Here is a 13,904-nt window from a genome sequence, read left to right on the forward strand (position 1 = left end):
ATCGGACCGAATCCCTACACACGTGGGTTAAACCGCACTCCCCGTCTGGTTTGTGGAGCCCCTGCCCCTAACCAGATAGCAAAAAGCAGCCAAAAAGGACTGCTTTAAGAGTTAAGTCCAAAGGATAGCAGATTAGAGAAAGGGCACTAAAGCCCTAACGAGGATGAATGTGAAAAATGTGGTGAAAATGAAAAAAGCCACCCGGAGGTGGCTTTTTTCATTTCAACTGAGCTACCAATCAACGCTGGTCGATTGGCTTCACGTTGCGGTGCGCTGCACCATTGAACAACTGACGAGGACGACCGATCTTGTACTCGGGGTCTGCGATCATTTCGTTCAACTGGGCGATCCAGCCCACGGTACGGGCCAGCGCGAAGATGGCTGTAAACAAAGGCACAGGGATACCGATCGCCTTTTGAACGATGCCGGAATAGAAGTCCACGTTCGGGTAAAGCTTGCGCTTTACAAAGTACTCGTCTTCCAGAGCGATTTTTTCCAGGGCCATGGCGATCTTGAACAATGGGTCATCATGCAAGCCCAGCTCATTCAATACTTCGTGGCAAGTTTCACGCATCAGCTTGGCGCGTGGATCGTAGTTTTTATAAACACGGTGACCAAAGCCCATCAAGCGAACGCCTGAATCCTTGTCTTTTACCTTGGCAATGAAATCGCCAATTTTCTCGACGCCACCGTTGGCCTGAATTTCAGTCAACATGTTCAAGCAGGCTTCGTTCGCACCACCATGCGACGGGCCCCATAGACAGGCCACACCTGCCGCAATTGCTGCAAACGGGTTGGTGCCTGAAGAGGCACACAAGCGTACGGTAGAGGTAGATGCATTCTGCTCGTGATCGGCATGCAAAATAAAGATACGATCCATGGCGCGTACCAGCACATCGTTGACTTGGTACTCTTCACAAGGATTGCCGAACATCATGCGCATGAAGTTGGCCGTGTAGCTCAGTTCATTCTTTGGGTAAATGTTTGGTGCGCCAATGCCGTATTTGTAGGCCATGGCCACCAGGGTTGGCATTTTGGCAATCAAGCGGATCGCAGAAATATCGCGCTGGTTTTTGTCCAGCAAATTCATGGAATCTGGGTAGAAAGCAGACATGCCGCCCACCAAACCGGTCATCACAGCCATAGGGTGTGCGTCACGACGGAAACCACGCAGAAAGAAATTCATCTGCTCGTTCACCATGGTGTGTTTGGTCACCAGGTCGTCAAAAGTCTGCTTTTCAGATACGTTGGGCAGTTCGCCGTTAAGCAGCAGGTAGCACACGTCCATGAAGTCGCAGTTTTGAGCCAATTGCTCAATGGGGTAGCCGCGGTACAGCAGCTCGCCCTTGTCGCCGTCGATGTAAGTAATGGATGAATTGCAAGAGGCTGTGGACAAAAAGCCTGGATCGTAGGTGAATTTACCGGTGGATCCGTACAGCTTTCGGATGTCGATCACATCGGGACCAATGGTACCTTTGTGAATGGGAAATTCTACCGAAGGGGTGCCGTCAGTAAACGACAGCGTGGCCTTGTGTTCTGTGCTCATCGGATTTCCTTCTAATGGGATTGAAATTAAAGTTCTCGCATCATCTGGATTACCTTGCGCACATCAGGTGTATCCAGATCCCCTTCCGGCTCTTTTCGGCCAAGGAATAGGTCAAGCAGGACGTTGTCAACCTCTTCAAACAGCACAGTCAATGCCTGCACGTCATCGTTGGTCAATTCCATTTCATGCTTGTCGAAAAATCGTTCGATAATCAGGTCGTTTTCCAATAGGCCTCGCCTGGCGCGCCAGCGTAAACGGGCACGTTGAGTTGGATCCGCCTGATGACTCTGATTAGACATAAACTACAACAAAAAAAACGGGGTTTTGCAGTGCACAACCCCGATTTGAATAAAAAAATCCGAACAAGGGTTCTAGACGGCGCGACGCACCATCAATTCCTTGATCTTGCCAATGGCCTTGGTAGGATTCAAGCCTTTCGGACACACGTCCACACAATTCATGATGGTGTGGCAGCGGAACAAACGGTAAGGATCTTCCAGGTTATCCAAACGCTCGCCCGTGCTTTGATCGCGGCTGTCAGCAATGAAACGATAGGCTTGCAACAAACCTGCCGGGCCCACGAACTTGTCGGGGTTCCACCAGAATGATGGACAGCTGGTTGAACAGCAGGCGCACAAAATGCACTCATACAGACCATCCAGCTCTTCACGCTCTTCGGGTGACTGTAAACGCTCCTTTTCTGGGGGAGGCGTTTCATTCACCAAGTAAGGCTTGATCGAGTGGTACTGCTTGAAAAACTGAGTCATATCCACGATCAAGTCGCGTACCACTGGCAGACCGGGCAAGGGCTTCAATACGATAGGCTGCTTCAGGTCGCGCAGGTTGGTAATACAAGCCAAACCGTTCTTGCCGTTGATGTTCATGGCGTCAGAACCACACACACCTTCACGACATGAACGACGGTAGGCGATTGACTCGTCCACGTCGCTCTTGATGCGCATCAGCGCGTCAAGCAACATTTTGTCGGTTGGCTCCAGCTCAACTTCCAGCTTTTGCATTTTTGGCGCTTCGCCGGTGTCCGGGTCGTAGCGATAAATTTCAAAACGTACGATTCTCTTTTCGCTCATTTTCTGTACCTCTTAACCTTGATTAGAACGTCCGCTTTTTAGGCTGGAAGGTTTCAACTGTCAGTGGCTTCAGGTTCACTGGCTTGTAGTCGAGGCGGTTGCCCTCGGAATACCACAGACTGTGACGCATCCACTTGTCATCATCACGCTCAGGGAAGTCGCGGTGCGCGTGCGCGCCACGGCTTTCTTCACGCGCTGCCGCAGACACCATGGTGGCCTTCGCAGTTTCCTGCAGGTTGGCCAGCTCCAAGGCTTCTACCAAAGCGGTGTTGAACACTTTGGACTTGTCTTTCAGGTGAATGTGCTCGGCTTGCTTGGCCAGATCATTGATCTTGGTCACGCCAGCTTCCATCAATTCCGTGGTGCGGAACACGCCACAGTGGTACTGCATACCCTTGCGGATTGCATCGGCCACAACACGGGTGTTTTCGCCGCTGGTGGATGTCATCAGTTTGTCAACACGAGCCAAAGTGAGGTCTGTGCCATCGGCAGGCAGTTCCTTGTGGCTACGGGCCTTCAAATTGCTGTTCACAATGTGATTACCGGCTGCACGACCGAACACGATCAAGTCGAGCAAGGAGTTGGTGCCCAAGCGGTTCGCGCCATGCACAGACACGCAAGCGCATTCACCAATGGCGTACATGCCATTGACGATTTCACTGGCACCGCCCGGTACTTTGGGCGCCACAACCTGGCCATACACGTTGGTCGGAATTCCGCCCATTTGGTAGTGAATGGTTGGAACCACGGGAATCGGTTCTTTGATCGGATCTACGTTGGCGAACTTGATCGCGATTTCACGAATCGAGGGCAAACGCTTCATGATGGTGTCAGCGCCCAAGTGGTCGAGCTTCAACAATACGTAGTCTTTGTTGGGGCCGCAACCGCGACCTTCCTTGATTTCCTGGTCCATGGAACGTGACACGAAGTCGCGTGGAGCCAGGTCTTTCAAGGTTGGTGCATAGCGTTCCATGAAACGCTCGCCTTCGCTGTTCAGCAGAATGCCGCCTTCACCGCGAACACCTTCAGTGACCAATACACCAGCACCGGCCACGCCCGTGGGGTGGAACTGCCAGAATTCCATGTCTTCAAGCGGAATGCCTGCGCGGGCTGCCATGCCCATGCCATCGCCGGTGTTAATGAAGGCGTTGGTGGAGGCGTCCCAAATACGGCCCGCACCACCAGTGGCGAACACTGTGGTTTTGGCTTCCAGCACCATCATTTCGCCGGTTTCCATTTCCAGGGCAGTTACACCAACCACGTCGCCATCGGCATCGCGAATAATGTCTAGCGCCATCCATTCCACGAAGAACTGCGTGCGAGCACGCACGTTGCGCTGGTACAGGGTGTGCAACAGGGCATGACCTGTGCGGTCGGCTGCCGCGCAAGCGCGCTGAACAGGCTTTTCACCGAAGTTGGCTGTGTGGCCACCGAACGGGCGCTGATAAATGGTGCCATCGGGGTTGCGGTCAAAAGGCATGCCGAAGTGTTCAAGTTCGTAAACAACTTTGGGCGCTTCACGGCACATGAATTCGATTGCATCCTGGTCGCCCAGGTAATCAGAACCCTTTACCGTGTCAAACATGTGCCAGTACCAGCTGTCGTCGGACATGTTGCCCAGCGATGCGCCAATACCGCCCTGCGCGGCCACTGTATGTGAGCGTGTTGGAAACACTTTGGACAGTACGGCTACATTCAGACCAGCCTCTGCCAACTGGAGCGAACAGCGCATACCTGCGCCACCCGCACCTACGATCACCGCGTCGAATTTGCGACGAGGAAGGGAAGTTTTAACTGCAGTCACTTTTAGACCCTCCAGAGAATGTCAGCAGCGTAGCCGGCCGCACCAAGCAACCACAACGCTGTAAAAACTTGCAAACCAAGACGAATACCAGTGGGCTTAACGTAGTCCATCCAGATGTCGCGAATACCAATGTAGGCGTGATAGCACAGTGACAAAATAGCCAGCAATGCGAGGATTTTGCCCAATGGGAAAGACAACACGGTGAAGTTGAAGAAACCGACCCATTTTGCATAATCGAGATCTGGGGTGAACAGCACGGCCAGGAAAAGACCGATTGTGTACACCGACATGATGACAGCGGTGATGCGTTGCGCCACCCATTCTTTCAGGCCGTAATGTGCGCCAACGACCAGGCGCTTGGAACCAATGTTGTTACCCATGATTAAAACACTCCAAACAGTTTCAGGCCGAACAAGGCGGTCAGGCTCAAACTGACAGCAAACACGATACCGGCACTTTTGCTGGCTGCATACTTCTCGGTACCCACGTGCATGTCGAGCACCAAGTAGCGAATGCCGGCTGCGAAGTGATGCAAGTAAGACCAGATCAGACCCAACAATACAATTTTGACCAGCGGACTGCTGACCAGCGATTGCATTTCAAGGAAAGTGAGTTCGGAAGTAATGCTTTTGTCGAAAAGCGGCAGGAGAATGACCGGAAGCGCCAAGAACAGCACGGCGCCACTGACGCGGTGCAAAATGGACAACTTGCCGGCCAAGGGGAGCCTGTATTTCAGAATTTGTGTGACATGAATATTCCGGTAAACCGGACGTTTCTTCGCAACAGTGTTTGACATGCTCGTGTTCTTATAAAAGTGATTGGAAAACGGGCCAAAACCCTAAGCCTTTCGGCTTGAATCCTTTAAAAAAAACCAATATCGGACAACGATATATTTTGAACCAAATCAGCTTGGGCTAAAAGCGAGATATTTTTGATTTTGTGTGCCAAGTGGTTCAAATGCATTCTTTTGCCCGCAAAAGACTTGTATCAATTCAATACAATTCATTCCTGTATGAGAATTTGTCGGTCAAGTACCAACCACGACGTAGCTCCACTGGTTTGTCAGCATACGTCATTGAAAGCCGCTCGACCAGCAGCAAGGGGGTGCCTACCCCGACCTGCAGAATGTCTGCATGCTCCTGCTGTGCGCTAACCGCCTTGATGTGCTCGTTGGCCCGCAACATGCGCACATTGAAGCTGCTTTCAAGGAAACCATACAGTGTGGAATTCCACTGCTGAAGGCGCTCAAGCGTGAGCCCCTTGTACTGGGAGGCAGGCAACCAGATTTCATCAAAAATACGCGGTACGCCGTCAAAGCGCATGACGCGCTTGACCACAAACACGGAGTCGCTGGGTTTAATGTCGAGCAACTTGGCGATCTGGGAACTGGCGCGAACCCGCTCAACCGACAAATAGGTGGATTTGGGCTTTACGCCAGGCTCTTCGTCGGCGGCAAGACGCAGGAACCGATATTCTGACTTGGCCTCGTTGTGCGTGGCAACAAAAGTACCCCGCCCCTGCTTGCGATCGACCAGGTTTTCTGCGGCCAATTCGTCGATGGCCTTGCGCACGGTGCCCTGGCTTACGCCATAGCGGGTGGCCAGCTCGGTTTCGGACGGAATAAGCTCACCCGGCTTCCATTCGCCGTCTTGAAGGCTTTTGAGCAGCAAACCTTTAATTTGCTGATAAAGCGGACTGAACGTTGGGTTAACGGGTTGCAAATTGTGTCTCGGTGCTGATTTTTCGGATTATTGTGTATCTTATATCTTATAGAGGACTTTTAGAAGTTAATCCCCTCTAAACCATCAAGTTAGTCAACAAGGTGTCAGCGTTTGGCGCTAAACTATGGCCTTCGATTTTTAATCCTTTGGAGTGTTTGACATGACCAAACCCGCAATGCGAGTTGCCGTTACAGGCGCTGCCGGCCAAATCGGCTACAGCTTGTTGTTCCGTATCGCCAATGGCGACATGCTGGGCAAAGACCAGCCCGTGATTCTGCAGTTGCTGGACATTACCCCCGCCCTGCCCGCAGTGAAGGGTGTGGTCATGGAACTGGAAGACTGTGCATTCCCGTTGCTGCAAGGCGTGGTGATTACCGATGACCCCGCAACCGCTTTCAAAGACGTAGACGTAGCACTGCTGGTCGGCGCACGCCCCCGCAGCAAAGGCATGGAACGCAAAGACCTGCTGGAAGCCAACGGCGCAATTTTCACCGTTCAGGGCAAAGCACTGAACGACAACGCCAAGCCAACTGTAAAGGTACTGGTTGTGGGCAACCCCGCCAACACCAATGCTTACATTGCACAGCAGTCAGCTCCAGATCTGGACCCGAACTGCTTCACCTCTATGCTGCGTTTGGACCACAACCGTGCCCTGAGCCAGGTTGCTGCAAAAACTGGCAAGCCGGTTGCGTCTATCGAAAAGCTGGCCGTGTGGGGCAATCACTCACCCACCATGTACGCTGACTACCGTTTCGCCACTATCGACGGCGCTTCAGTCAAAGACATGATCAACGATCAGGAATGGAACGCCAATACCTTCTTGCCAACCGTGGGCAAGCGTGGTGCAGCCATTATTGAAGCGCGTGGCTTGTCCTCTGCCGCTTCGGCTGCCAATGCTGCCATCGACCACGTACGCGACTGGGTACTGGGCACCAACGGCAAGTGGGTAACCATGGGTATTCCTTCTGATGGCTCTTATGGCATTCCCGAGGGCACGCAGTTTGGCTTCCCGGTAACCTGTGCCAATGGCAAGTTTGAAATCGTGAAGGGCCTGGAAATTGATGCATTCAGCCAAGAGCGCATCAACATTACCCTGAACGAACTGATGGAAGAGCGCGAAGGCGTGAAGCACTTGCTGGGCAAGTAATTTACGAGCATTTCGTGATAAAAAGGGCCAGCAGAGATGCTGGCTTTTTTTATTTGCATTTGAAATAACACTGCGAAGGAATACCGCGTGAAGAAGCACAATCTGGATTTGGCGACGATTTCGACTATTTTGTACAGCGAAGACCATGCACAGGTGAACCTGCCGGTGTGTGACCACTACACAGGTCGCCCGAAATACTTTGAGAAAGCTTTGCAGATTCGTGCGGAGATTGGCGCCTGTTTCGACATTACGCTGGATTTGGAAGACGGTGCCGTGGTGGGCCAGGTGACTGAAATTGCGACTTGGGCCGCCCATAGCCTTGTTGATTTTTCTGCTCGATACGGCAGCGAAACCCGAAGACCCGGTGTTCGGCTTCACCCTGTGCAAGACCCTGCGTTCGAACAGGAACTGCCAATTGTGCTGAAGAAAGGTATACCCACACCAGCCTATTTGATGTTACCCAAGCCTGAAAATTTCGATGATGTAAAACAGGCAATTGGCCGTATCCGTGAACAATGTGCCAAGGCAGGTGTTGAGCCTCCACCCTTGCACGTACTAATTGAAACCCATGGCGCTTTGGCCGCCGTACACAGTATTGCGGGACTTGAGGAAGTAGAGTCACTCTCGTTTGGCATCATGGATTTTATTTCAAGCCATCGAAGTGCCATTCCAAAAACGGCACTCAACTCGCCGGGGCAGTTTGAAAACCCGTTGGTCCGCCGGGCAAAACTTGAAATTTCTGCGGCGTGCCACCGTTTTGGCAAAGTACCCTCTCACAATGTCACCCGCAACATCCGCCAACCAGAGATGGCGGCTGAAGATGCAACACGCGCGAAAAGAGACTTTGGCTTTACACGGATGTGGAGCATTCACCCGGATCAAATTGTGCACATCGTATCGGCGATGTTGCCCACCGATTCTGAAGTCGATGAAGCTGTTCAGGTTTTGACTGAAGCGCAAAAGGCAGACTGGGGACCTATACAAATCAAGGGAGAGCTGCACGACCGGGCGAGCTACAGGTACTTTTTTGAAGTGCTGAATGCGAGATCGAACCGCGGCGGCTAGAAACTCGACCCAGGCTGCTTCAGAAATTCCAGTTCTTCGCGGGTAGAGTCACGATTCAGAATTTTGTTTCGGTGCGGGTAACGCCCAAACCTGTCGATAATTTCCTTGTGTCGAAGCTCGAAGTTGTAGTTGTTCTCGGGGGCCCATTCCCGATACAAATGCTCGGCTTGAACGTGAATGACTCTAGACTCGCTGTGCATGTAAGGCAAAAGCAAGAATGCCCTTTCATCGGGAGTTAAATCATTTAACACGCCCTTGGCCACTGCCTCTTGTGCCAAAACCAAAGCCATTGCGTCTTGTGCAAACGCCAATGGAGTGTTGCGGTAAACATTGCGAGAAAACTGATCCAGAACAATGATTTCGGCAAGACGGCCTTTGGCTGAAGTACGCCAGGAATAACACTCGCCCTGTGCTGCCCTCAACAGTTGTTCGCCATAACTTCGGCGAATTCGTTCGTCGAATATCGGGTCAGCGGCCCACCATGACTTCGGTTCGATGTCTTCGAACCAGAACTTCAGAATTTCTCGAGCAAGCGGATCCAGCAAATGATTCAAGCCTCGTAAGAAGTCAGTAGCACCTGTGCGGCTGCCTCGCGCAGCGGGATGAGCGCCTGATAGGCTTCTGACTGAAACCAGCCATGGGCCGCACCAAGCGTTGGGAAACGTATCACGACAATATCGGTGTGGGGATTTTGAAGCGCCAAGTTAGATGCTTTCACTCCACGAAAAACCAGTTCAGCATTCCAGGCAACAAGAGTACCGGGCACCTCGTCCCGGTACTGCTGCCACTTGAGTGAATCGATGATATTGATTTGGCCAACTACATACGCACTCATTTGAGCCAGCCTGCTTAGCAGTTGCCTTTTTTGGCTTGGCCAGGAGGGCAATGACCGCCGCCACCATGGCCACCTGGATCAACCACCACGGAACCTGCTGGGGTGTACACTGCACAACTGCTCAAAGCGAGCATCAATGCCATCATGGAAAACAATGTTTTCATGTTTCATACTTCCTGAATAAAAGAAATTGATCGAATCTTGATATTCCGTATAACGAGTACAACGCACTTAAGTTGACTGCTTCTCGCTAGTATGCGTTAACCACAGCAAGAAGTGCGAAAACAAGCACTCAATTCTTACACCACAGAATCAGGACAACACTTGAAAAGAACGCCGATTACCCAAATGCTCTATCAACAAAAGCCTTTTCGGTTGCTGGCTTCGACACTACTGGCCTTGATTGTGTTGGCCGTGGGCATACTTGAATTAATGGGATGGCCATTTTTGGCCAAACCAGCCGAACAATGGCTGAGCAAGGCACTGGAACGAAACATTCAATTGACAAAACAAGACGAGGCTACAACACAGTTTAAACTCCGGTTAATTGGCGGCATTCGATTGAACTTGAATCATTTTGAAGTGGCCTCACCCGCGTGGAGCCAGTCACCTTTCATGGTTCGAGCAGAAAATGTGTCTCTCGCACTGCGCTACAGCGACCTGATCAAGTGGGCCAACGCGCCAGAATCTGCTCTACGCATCAAATCGCTAACCGCCGCCTTGCTGGACGGCAATTTTGAGCGACTTAAAGACGGGCGAACTTCCTGGCAATTTACCAAAAACGAGTCTGACAAAGCCTCTGCACCTGCCCCAGAGTTTGGTTTGCTGGCCATCCAAAGAGGCCGGTTGATATACCGCGATGAACCGCTCGATCTTGATCTGGATGCCTCTGTCAGTTTGCAAGAAGGAGACGTTGGCGCCGATACGCTCAAGGTCGCTGCGCTGGGCTTGTACCAAGGCAAAAAGCTGGATGTCCAGTTGAAATCAATCGGCGTGTTGCCTTGGGTGGCCAAGCAAGGTGACCCAATCCCGGTGGAGTTGAACGTGTCTTTGGGCAAAGCCCGATTGGACTTTAAGGGTAAGGCGGCCGATGCGTTTGGCATGCAACAGCTTTCCGGGCAGTTTGCGGTGAGTGGTTCATCACTGGCGGCCGCAGGCGAGGCACTTGGAGTCACTTTGCCAAACACGCCAGCCTTTCGCACAGAAGGCAACTTGGTACGAAATGCAAACAACTGGCAAGTCAAGATTGACAGCGCAACCATCGGCAACAGTCGTTTGAACGGGAGTTTTGTGTATGACGGCGGCAAAAAGCAGCCCCTGCTAACTGGCGAACTCAAAGGGCCGTCACTGGTGTTGGCTGACTTGGGGCCCACTGTTGGGGCACCCGCTGAAAAACAGGATTTGGCAGCCACGAGCAAAGGCAGGGTGTTGCCGGACAAACCCTTTGATCTTCCTTCCCTGAGAGCAATGGATGCCGATGTGAAAATTGATATTGATAATCTGGATTTGGGCAGCGAGATACTGAAACCACTTCGGCCCTTGCAAGCACACTTGGCCGTGACGCAGGGTGTTCTGAGAATTTCAGACATTCAGGCAAAAACAGCACAAGGCGAACTTGCAGGTTCGGTGCAACTGGATGGCCGCGAAGATGTTGCTATCTGGGAGGCAGACTTGAACTGGGCCAATGTGCAACTAGAGCAATGGCTGAATATGCCAAGGGCTGGAAATGAGCCGCCTTATGTCACTGGCACCATGAACGGTGCCGCCAAACTGAAGGGGCAAGGCCGCTCGACTGCAGAAATACTGGGAAGCTTGGCTGGCAATGTGAGAACACAGGTGCGCGATGGCACCATGTCGCACCTGATCGTTGAAGCCGCTGGCCTGGATGCAGCCGAGGCACTCGGGGTGTGGTTTCGGGGGGACAACGTGCTGCAAATGACCTGTGCGTTTGCCGACCTGGATGCAAACAATGGTGTACTGCAACCCAAGGTGTTTGTGATTGATACACAAGACTCTGCAATGTGGGTGAATGGCAGCATTTCAATGAAGACAGAAACCCTGAATTTGAGGGTTGTTGTGACACCGAAGGATTTCAGCCCTGTCAGCTTGCGCACGCCTTTGCTAATTACTGGCACCATGGGCTCGCCCGATGTGTCTCTTGAAAAAGGCCCGCTGGCGGGTAAGGTAGCAGGTGCAGTGCTGCTATCGTTACTGAACCCGTTTGCGGCGTTGATTCCTTTTTTGGATACCGGAACCCCGGACTCTGCCGAGAATACCAATAAAACCGGTTGCTACGATTTGGCAGCGCGCAGCAAGGCCCAGCGAGAAAAAAATTGACCAAAACACTTCACCCCAACAATGCCCACAAAAACGGGTACGATTTCGACGCTTTGGTGCTGACTTACCCTGCCCTGAAAAAATATTTAAAACCCAACAACCATGGTCGGGACTCCATCGATTTTGCCTCGCCCGCTGCGGTGAAGGCGCTCAATTGTGCACTGTTGAAACACCACTACGGTATTGCAGGATGGACCGTGCCTGAGGGCTACCTTTGCCCACCCATTCCTGGCCGTGTGGATTACATTCATTACACAGCGGATTTACTCGCAAGCAGCGGGATCAAGGCCAGCGATGCCAGGCAAGTGAAGATGCTGGACATTGGCACAGGCGCGAATGGAATTTATTCCCTGCTGGCGGCAAAGGTGTATGGCTGGCACTGCAGTGGCAGTGAAATTGACCCCGTTGGGTTGAAGAACCTTTCTTCAATATTGGACAACAACAGCGATTTGAAGCATTTGATCGACTTGCGATTGCAGCGCGACAAGCGAAAAATATTTGAAGGTGTGATCAAACCGGGAGAGAAATTTGACCTCAGCGTGTGCAATCCGCCGTTTCATGCTTCACAAAAAGAGGCCGTGAAAAGTAATCAGCGCAAGGTCAACAGCCTGGCTTTTAATCGTGGAGAAAAACCTGGCTCAAAAGCGCCAGCAGGCTTGAACTTTGGCGGGCAGAAAAATGAGTTGTGGTGCGAAGGCGGGGAAATTGGTTTTCTGCAAACCATGATCAATGAAAGTGCGCAGTTCGGCAAACAATGCCGGTGGTTCACCACGCTGGTGTCGAAAGCTGAAAATGTGGGACAGGCAAAGTGGCACATGCGCAATGCTGGCGCACGAGATATTCTTGAAGTTGAAATGGAACAGGGCAACAAGACCACGCGCATTGTGGCGTGGTCTTTTGCTTGAACAGGCTTTGTTGATTATCGGCGGCGACCACCTACCAACAACAGGAAGGCACCCGCAACAATTGCACCCACGCCAGCCCACATGGGCACATTCACTTCTTTTTCCTGGTCAACTGTAATTTCGAATGAACCGATTTTTGCGGCTGTGGACTCTTCGGTGTAGCTAAACCCGCCGTAGACCAACCCCAGGGTGCCGGCAACAATCAACAGAATTCCAATCAGTTTCGTGGCTTGCATGATCATTTCCTTTGATATTGTGATTATTCAACTACTAACGGATGGTGATCAAACTCGATATACAAGGTATTTGGAATTCTATGTTCAAGCCAGATAGCTATCGCTTCGCAATGATGTACACCGCATGCACAATGCCTGGAATATAGCCGAGCAAGGTCAGAACAATGTTGATCCAAAAATGCTTGCCCAGCCCTTCTTGAAGAAATACGCCCAATGGAGGCAACAAGATGGCGATCAGAATACGCACTAGGTCCATTCAATTTCCTTTTAAGTAATAAACCAGTTGAGGAGTAAGCAATCCAAATGCTATATCAACTGGCATCACTCACGGGGTAGCGACTGGAAATTGCCACACGATTCCACGCATTGATCAACACCGCCAACCACTGCACTGCCGAGATTTCCTCGCTCGACAATGCTGATTTGGCGTATTGATACACAGAGTCGGGTATTTGACCATCGGAAATTGATGTCACTGCTTCACACAACGCCAATGATGCGCGTTCTTTTGAATTGAAATATTGTGTCTCCCGCCAGGCTGGAAGCACGCTAATCCTATCCATGCTCTCGCCACTGGCCAAAGCATCACGCGTATGAAGCCGAACACAAAATGCACAACCATTGAGCTGAGAGGCGCGAAGACGAAGCAAATGTGAAAAACCCTCCTCGATACCAGAGGCAACCACATGCTCATTGACTTTCTTGTCGAACGAAATCATTGATTGATAAAGCTTTGGGGCCACTTTGCCCAAATTAACCCGATATTCCAACGACGATCTCCTTGTAGTTAACGCATTCCTATTGCGGTACTGAATCCAAGTGCTCAACGATATCAATTTTTATTCCTGCAGGGTCTTTTACTATGAAATGAATCTGCCCCCAACTTTCGTGTTTCAAAGGCATCTCGACTGTCAAATTGAGTGCCTGCGACTGCGCGTAAGCGGCAGCAGCACTGGCCACCTCAAAAGTAATGACATGGCCTTGCGTATTCATCAATGAATGCAGAAACCGGGGCTGCGAGGCATGTTCAGGCACAAGAAAACCAAGCTGAACACCGGTGGAAGGCGACACCAGGTGCAAATAAAATTCAGGTTCGAAAAAAACAGCATCGAAACCAAATATCGAGGTGTAAAAATTGCGCTGCTGATCCAGATTCGCAGTGACCATCACCGGAAACATGGCTTGAATTTCAATCATGTGCGTATTCTGGTGAATTCGTC

General features: G+C 51.4%; 18 protein-coding genes. 4 read left to right on the forward strand and 14 right to left on the reverse strand.

The window, feature by feature from the left end:
• Positions 1–238: 238 nt before the first annotated feature.
• The 7 genes from B4N58_RS12575 to B4N58_RS12605 form a co-directional block, all read right to left on the reverse strand.
• Positions 239–1,546: a citrate synthase gene (locus tag B4N58_RS12575; protein WP_008248489.1), complete on the reverse strand. Its 1,308-nt coding sequence runs from the start codon at positions 1,544–1,546 to the stop codon at positions 239–241.
• A 26-nt stretch (positions 1,547–1,572) separates the two neighbouring features.
• A complete protein-coding gene (locus B4N58_RS12580; RefSeq protein WP_008248490.1) occupies positions 1,573–1,845 on the reverse strand; it encodes a succinate dehydrogenase assembly factor 2 in 273 nt (90 codons plus the stop codon).
• Between the two features lie 72 nt (positions 1,846–1,917).
• Positions 1,918–2,634: a succinate dehydrogenase iron-sulfur subunit gene (locus B4N58_RS12585; protein WP_008248492.1), complete on the reverse strand. Its 717-nt coding sequence runs from the start codon at positions 2,632–2,634 to the stop codon at positions 1,918–1,920.
• A gap of 22 nt (positions 2,635–2,656) precedes the next feature.
• Positions 2,657–4,438 carry a succinate dehydrogenase flavoprotein subunit gene (gene sdhA / locus B4N58_RS12590; RefSeq protein ID WP_008248495.1) on the reverse strand — a complete coding sequence of 594 codons (1,782 nt, stop codon included), beginning with the start codon at positions 4,436–4,438 and terminating at the stop codon, positions 2,657–2,659.
• A 2-nt stretch (positions 4,439–4,440) separates the two neighbouring features.
• A complete protein-coding gene (gene sdhD / locus B4N58_RS12595) occupies positions 4,441–4,821 on the reverse strand; it encodes a succinate dehydrogenase, hydrophobic membrane anchor protein (protein ID WP_156799535.1) in 381 nt (126 codons plus the stop codon).
• Entirely contained in the window at positions 4,821–5,234 is a 414-nt protein-coding gene (gene sdhC, locus B4N58_RS12600) for a succinate dehydrogenase, cytochrome b556 subunit (protein ID WP_008248499.1), read from the reverse strand. Before sdhC ends, sdhD begins: the two co-directional genes overlap by 1 nt.
• A gap of 196 nt (positions 5,235–5,430) precedes the next feature.
• Positions 5,431–6,159, reverse strand: a complete 729-nt coding sequence (locus B4N58_RS12605) for a GntR family transcriptional regulator (RefSeq protein WP_050771143.1) — start codon at positions 6,157–6,159, stop codon at positions 5,431–5,433.
• 160 nt (positions 6,160–6,319) lie between these two features.
• On the opposite strand from B4N58_RS12605, the gene B4N58_RS12610 reads away from it, so the two are divergent.
• Together B4N58_RS12610 and B4N58_RS12615 are read left to right on the forward strand one after the other, a co-directional pair.
• Positions 6,320–7,306 carry a malate dehydrogenase gene (locus B4N58_RS12610; protein ID WP_008248504.1) on the forward strand — a complete coding sequence of 329 codons (987 nt, stop codon included), beginning with the start codon at positions 6,320–6,322 and terminating at the stop codon, positions 7,304–7,306.
• 87 nt (positions 7,307–7,393) lie between these two features.
• Complete coding sequence (locus tag B4N58_RS12615) at positions 7,394–8,371, forward strand: HpcH/HpaI aldolase/citrate lyase family protein (RefSeq protein WP_008248506.1); 978 nt, start codon at positions 7,394–7,396, stop codon at positions 8,369–8,371.
• Here B4N58_RS12615 and B4N58_RS12620 read toward each other — a convergent pair.
• Genes B4N58_RS12620 through B4N58_RS12630 form a run of 3 tightly spaced genes read right to left on the reverse strand, consistent with a single transcriptional unit; the run spans position 8,368 to position 9,370 of the window.
• Positions 8,368–8,925 carry a DUF924 family protein gene (locus B4N58_RS12620; RefSeq protein ID WP_008248508.1) on the reverse strand — a complete coding sequence of 186 codons (558 nt, stop codon included), beginning with the start codon at positions 8,923–8,925 and terminating at the stop codon, positions 8,368–8,370. The two genes, B4N58_RS12615 and B4N58_RS12620, sit on opposite strands and share 4 nt — an antisense overlap.
• A complete protein-coding gene (locus tag B4N58_RS12625) occupies positions 8,922–9,206 on the reverse strand; it encodes a DUF1330 domain-containing protein (protein ID WP_291749935.1) in 285 nt (94 codons plus the stop codon). Before B4N58_RS12625 ends, B4N58_RS12620 begins: the two co-directional genes overlap by 4 nt.
• A gap of 14 nt (positions 9,207–9,220) precedes the next feature.
• Positions 9,221–9,370, reverse strand: coding sequence for a hypothetical protein (locus B4N58_RS12630; protein WP_008248511.1), 150 nt, complete (start codon positions 9,368–9,370; stop codon positions 9,221–9,223).
• A gap of 160 nt (positions 9,371–9,530) precedes the next feature.
• On the opposite strand from B4N58_RS12630, the gene B4N58_RS12635 reads away from it, so the two are divergent.
• A complete protein-coding gene (locus B4N58_RS12635; protein WP_291749938.1) occupies positions 9,531–11,543 on the forward strand; it encodes an AsmA family protein in 2,013 nt (670 codons plus the stop codon).
• Positions 11,540–12,448: a 23S rRNA (adenine(1618)-N(6))-methyltransferase RlmF gene (gene rlmF, locus B4N58_RS12640; RefSeq protein ID WP_291749941.1), complete on the forward strand. Its 909-nt coding sequence runs from the start codon at positions 11,540–11,542 to the stop codon at positions 12,446–12,448. The genes B4N58_RS12635 and rlmF overlap by 4 nt, the downstream gene beginning before the upstream one ends.
• A gap of 14 nt (positions 12,449–12,462) precedes the next feature.
• On the opposite strand, the gene B4N58_RS12645 is transcribed toward rlmF, so the two are convergent.
• From B4N58_RS12645 to B4N58_RS12660, 4 genes are all read right to left on the reverse strand, one after another.
• Positions 12,463–12,684 (reverse strand): hypothetical protein, encoded by a 222-nt coding sequence (locus B4N58_RS12645; protein ID WP_291749944.1) that lies wholly within the window; start codon positions 12,682–12,684, stop codon positions 12,463–12,465.
• Positions 12,685–12,781: 97 nt separating this feature from the next.
• The gene (locus B4N58_RS12650) at positions 12,782–12,940 is read right to left on the reverse strand and encodes a YqaE/Pmp3 family membrane protein (RefSeq protein WP_291749947.1); all 159 of its coding nucleotides are present in this window, start codon (positions 12,938–12,940) and stop codon (positions 12,782–12,784) included.
• A gap of 55 nt (positions 12,941–12,995) precedes the next feature.
• Positions 12,996–13,454 (reverse strand): carboxymuconolactone decarboxylase family protein, encoded by a 459-nt coding sequence (locus B4N58_RS12655; RefSeq protein ID WP_291749950.1) that lies wholly within the window; start codon positions 13,452–13,454, stop codon positions 12,996–12,998.
• Positions 13,455–13,482: 28 nt separating this feature from the next.
• The coding region (locus B4N58_RS12660; RefSeq protein WP_291749954.1) for a VOC family protein at positions 13,483–13,904 on the reverse strand (422 nt) is incomplete at its 5' end.

It is taken from the genome of Limnobacter sp. UBA3528, assembly GCF_002377005.1.
GTDB lineage: Bacteria > Pseudomonadota > Gammaproteobacteria > Burkholderiales > Burkholderiaceae_B > Limnobacter.